The organism is Candidatus Omnitrophota bacterium (genome assembly GCA_040755155.1).
Lineage (GTDB): Bacteria > Hinthialibacterota > Hinthialibacteria > Hinthialibacterales > Hinthialibacteraceae > JBFMBP01.
On the sequence record JBFMBP010000087.1, the window covers coordinates 1 to 5,159 of the forward strand.

Genomic DNA, 5,159 nt, shown 5'->3' on the forward strand with positions numbered 1-5,159 from the left:
TCTCCTCGAGCAATTGCAAAGCAGGTCCGAAAAAATCCCCGTTCTCGTCGTTTCCATGTACGAAGATCCCTTCTATATCGAAAAGGCTTTTAAAGCGGGGGCCAAGGGCTATATGCTGAAAAGGGAATCGGTGCAAAAAGTGGGAATGGCGATCCGCCAAATCTTGAACGGCCGCATCTACGCCAGCGAAGATATCTCCTTGCGCATGCTTTCCAGCATGGTGGAGAAGCAATTTTCTCCCGCCGCGTCGAATATCCGCCAAACGTTAAGCCAACGCGAATTCCAGATCTTCGAATTCATCGGCCAGGGGAAAAAGCGGCAAGAGATCGCGGAGGCGCTGCATATCAGCGACCGCACCGTCGATACGCACATGACCCGGATCAAAGAAAAATTGGAAATCGATTCCAACGCCAAGCTCATCCACTGCGCCATCAAATTTTTCATGAAATCCTATTAATTGTTTCCCGCCGTTTATTCCTCCTGCTTAATTTCATTCTAATACTTTTGTACGAATTGTTCTTATGTTGCTTTTAAGGCTATTTCGTACAAAAAAGACGCATTTTCTCGATTGGTTTCCCGCCTCGATTCGCTTGATAATGTTATGTCATCATGGATTTGTTGCTTGATTGGCAATGGCTTTCCGCCGCTAATCCATTATGCAAACTACTTAACAAAGGAGTCATGACAATGCAGAATCGAAGGAATATGGAGAAGTGTTGGTTGCTGCCGGTATTGTTCGGAATGATGGTTATTCTTCCTGCGGCGGCGATGGGGTACACGGAATCGGGCCAGATTAACGGCGCAGAGACATGGTCGGGCACGATAGAACTGCTGGGCGATATTGTCATCACGAAGACGGGCGCTTTGACCATTCAACCGGGAACGGTCATTAAGTGCGAGCCGAAATTCGATATGGAAGTAGGAGGCGAGGATACCTCGAGAATCGAGATCGTCGCCGACGGCGGGAAGCTGTTCGCCGAAGGAACGAAAGAGAAGCCCATCCGCTTCACGACGTATAACGACGTTCCCAAAAGCGACGATTGGTACGGCATCGTGGTCAAGAGCGATCAAGTATCGCTGAAATACTGCACGATTGAATATGGCCGTTACGGCGTATATATCGGCCAAAACGGTTTGCCCACGGTAGAGAATTGCGTCATTCAAGAGAATTGGATCAACGGCATTCTGATGAAGACGAACAACAAATTCACCTTTTCATCTTGCACGATAAGCAAGAACGGCGTAAAGAGCGATTACTATTGCGATGGAATCAGAGTGGATGTATCTACTACAGACGCGAATTCGTCACTAACGCTAAACGGCTGCGTCATCAAGGAAAACAAATATCGCGGCGTCCACAGCGGGAATTTCAAAACTATCGTTTCGAATTCCAATATTTCTCTAAATAGTAATATTGGAATTGAAAATAGCGGTCAATCGTTGGCCATATCCAATTCCACCATCAATGACAATAAATCTCATGGCGTCTGGGGTTATTACGCAAATATGACTATTACCGACAGCGAAATCAATCGGAATAGCCAATATGGAATTTATGGAAAAGTAATCAAGATCGCCAATTGCAAAATTCTGCAAAATAAATCATACGGAATGCAAGTTTGGTCTTCGGCATTGGCGACGGAGGGAACATTAATTCAAGACTGCTCCATTAACGAGAATACCTACCCTGGGATTTTTTTATCTTCTGGCTCAGGGTCGACTGGAACATTTATTATTAAAAATTGTGAAATAAATAAGAATGGAAATAGCGTAACAAATTCTTACGGATCGGGAATCTATGGCGATGACTCTACGGTTTTGAATGTCCTAAATTGCACGGTAAAGGAAAACAAAAGCGCGGGAATCTCGTTCGCCAAGTTGGGAGTGCAGGGAATAACGGGAAATATCATTGAAGGGAACCAATACGGCGTCGAATTCCGCTCCAACGAAACGAAATTTACGATGTCTCCCGGCAACGATATTTTCAACAACATCGAATACGAACTGAAAAACGCCGGAAAAGCGGCGGTAGTGGTGAACGGCAATTATGTCGGGGAGTTGAACACGCAAGAGTTGGATAACGGCGTACGAAACTTGACGAAAGTTTTCGACAGCCGCGACGACGCCAACGTCGGCGCCATTATCATTCAAGAATATGCGAAGACGAAAATTGTGGAAGGCGCAGGCGAACTGCCCACGCCTACCATCACCCCAACGGCGACCAAAACGCCTCCTCCCTCTACGCCTATCCCCACACCCATACCGACGAAGACGCCGATACCGCCAGTAGCCACTTCAACGCCGACCAACACGCTAATTCCGGTAATGCCGACTCCAACGCCAGCGACGACAACTCCTGTTCCCGGCAACGCCATCGGCGGCGGAACCTTCTACATCGCCCCCGGCGACGAAGTCACGGTGGCTTTGAACGTAACGGGCATGGCTTCCACCAAATCTCTCGGCATGGAGTTGAAATTCGATCCCGCTGTTCTTAGCTACGTCAAAATTTCCAAAGAAAACACGCTATTGTCCAAATGGTCGATGTTGGATGCGGCGCTGCTAGGAACGGACGTATTGAATCTGCAGGGTTTGGGAGACGCGGTGAGTGGCAGCGGAACGCTAGCCTATCTGACGTTCAAAGCCAACGCCTCGGCGGCGGCGGGCAGCTCGTCGTCGATCGTTCTGTCCAATCTGGTCGGCCTGACCGGATTGACTCCCGCTCCGATTGCAATTGTGATCGGCGTGCGGGGCGATCTGAATCAAGACAATGTCATGAATATTCTGGACGTTCAAATTCTCTTCGAACACGTATTGAAAAAAACCGTAACGGATTCCGAAAAATCGGCCTGCGACTTCAACAAAGACGGAACCGTGAATATTCTGGACGTCAGCATTATGTTCGAGTCCGTTTTGAAAAAGCAGCCGCTTCCCGCTAAATCGGCGCGCCGGAGCGTTCAACCCAGCGCGGCGGTGGGCTTGACCGTTTCCACCGTCGACGGGACTCCCGGCGGAACCGTTGAAATCGCGGTTACGGCGTCCGGCGGCGTTAACGTCACCTCCTTGGAAATGGAAATCGTCTACGACGCTTCGAAACTGGAATACAAGGCGTTCGACAAGACCGGAACGGTATTGACCGGCTTTTCGATGTTCGACGCATACGATCTGGGCGGCGGCAAAATCTCCATCGCGGGAATCGGCAGTTCCAGCGCCGCGAACGGAAAATTGTTTACGTTGCAATTTACCGCGAAAAGCGGCGCCACTGGAAGCGCGGCGGTTTCCATCACGCCATCCAGCGTGGTCGGAGAACTGAGCGGCGCGACAATCGTTAACGGCGGCGCGAATTTCGGCGGTACGTCGGCAACCCCCACACCCACGGCGACGCCCGCAACGACAGCCCCCACGGCGACGCCCACGGCTTTAAGCGGAGGGAAAAATACCGTCGAAGTTTTCGATAACGTCGGCGATTCATCCGGCGATTTGACCGGCAAAACCGACTTCGATTCTTCCAGCGCCCGGACGCTGGTCATCCATTGCAACGCCGCACAAACCAACGCGACGGATTGGCATGTTTACGTCCGCAAAGGTCTCGGCGGCTTCAAATACCTGGGACGGACAGCCAGCGGAACCGACGCCGATTTGGAATGGTATTCCGGCGCAACGAATATCGATCCCGACTTCGCCAAAGGCCCCGATTTCAATTCGGTCTATTCGTTCCGCATGGTGCGTCTGGACGGCAAACTGGGGGCGGACGACATTTTCTCGACGGCAAATTCAATAGGATTCAATAGCGAAGGCGGAAACGAAGTATCATTATCGTTACCAGACGTTCCAAATCTCAAATCGGGAGAAGTTGTAATTTACGACGATATTCTAGGCGGCAACAACTTGGCGCCGATGGATGGGATCGGTCAGGACGCCGACCGTTCCACTTGGCGAGCGCTTCAGATCGCCTGGAACTTCGGAGTAGACGATTCCACCGTAAACGAATATCAAGTTTATATCAGCGTCGATGGAAGCGCGTTCGAATTTTTTGGCCAGACTTGCAGCGGAAGTACCAACTATTATTGGTGGACGTCCAAAAAGGATTTTAAAATCGCCGCCAAGTATGCAGGAGGGCCGGAAAACGGACATACATACCAGTTTAAAATCTGGATGCTTCCTTTTACAGGAACCAATCAATCGATGACCAGCGGCAAAATAATTTATACAGCGGAATAATCCGCTTTAATAACGTTGTTCCTTTCTTTCTTATGCTTAAACTCATAGGCGCAGGCCGATCATGGCCTGCGCTTTGTTTTCTGGCAATTATATAACCGAAGTGGATTACTTGAAGGATTATCGCAAAGGATAGAACTCCCAATATAGTATGCAAGTTTTGCTCCGCACACCGACATAAAGCTGCATCGCCGGATACGACGACATCCTTGGCGGCGACGATCATGCGCCAATGGGATGCGCCGGTCAAGATGCGGAAAAAGGCAATGCAACGGGGTGGGACGTTTACGTAAGGCGAGGCTTTGGAGGTCCGTTATTTTGGGGGAGAGTCAATAACGGCGATGCCGCAGGACTGAATTGGATGCAAGGTTCGAATGGCCTGAGCGCCGCCTTCGCCAACGGTCCCGATTTTAATTCCGCCTATTCCTTCCGAGTCGTTAGATTGGATGGAAAAATTAGCCCTGACGATTTCTTCGATCAACGCGGATGGGTAGGTTTCAATCTAAAAGGCGGCAATAACGTATCATTATCTCAACCAGCCATGCCCAACCTTCAAACGAGAAAAGTGTGCGTCTATGACGATATCTTCGGCGGCGACGATTTAGCGCCGATGGGCAAGTCAATCGTTGGCCAGGATATTGACGAATCGAATTGGAGAGCATTGCAACTTGTATGGAACTTTGAAGCCAATGCGGAAGATGTGCAAGATTATCGCGTTCTTATACGAGAACAAGGCCAGGAGCAATTTCAATCGCTAGGCCAAACAAACAGCGGGTGCGTCACGTATTTCTGGTGGACGCAAGACCAAGCGTTTTATACGGCGCCAGAATTCAAGGATGGTCCCCAAAATGGCAAAGTGTATCAGTTTAGAGTCGTTAAGTTCGCCTTCGACGGTTCAAGAGACGCTATGAACAGCGGGTGGGTAAAATATTCTGTGCTAGAAT

At 49.7% G+C, this 5,159-nt stretch carries 3 protein-coding genes; all 3 read left to right on the plus strand.

All coding sequences use genetic code 11. The annotated features are described in order from the left end of the window. Window positions 1-457 (plus strand): response regulator transcription factor (locus AB1656_12820; protein ID MEW6236261.1); only part of this gene is annotated, 457 nt, incomplete at its 5' end. 230 nt (window positions 458-687) lie between these two features. Further along, window positions 688-4,218: a right-handed parallel beta-helix repeat-containing protein gene (locus AB1656_12825; protein MEW6236262.1), complete on the plus strand. Its 3,531-nt coding sequence runs from the start codon at window positions 688-690 to the stop codon at window positions 4,216-4,218. A 229-nt stretch (window positions 4,219-4,447) separates the two neighbouring features. Then, window positions 4,448-5,159: hypothetical protein (locus AB1656_12830; protein MEW6236263.1), on the plus strand; the 712-nt coding region annotated here is incomplete at its 3' end.

Coding starts and splice junctions, on each gene's coding strand:
- AB1656_12825 (MEW6236262.1), top strand. CDS start 688: ATGCAGAATCGAAGGAATATGGAGAAGTGTTGGTTGCTGCCGGTATTG.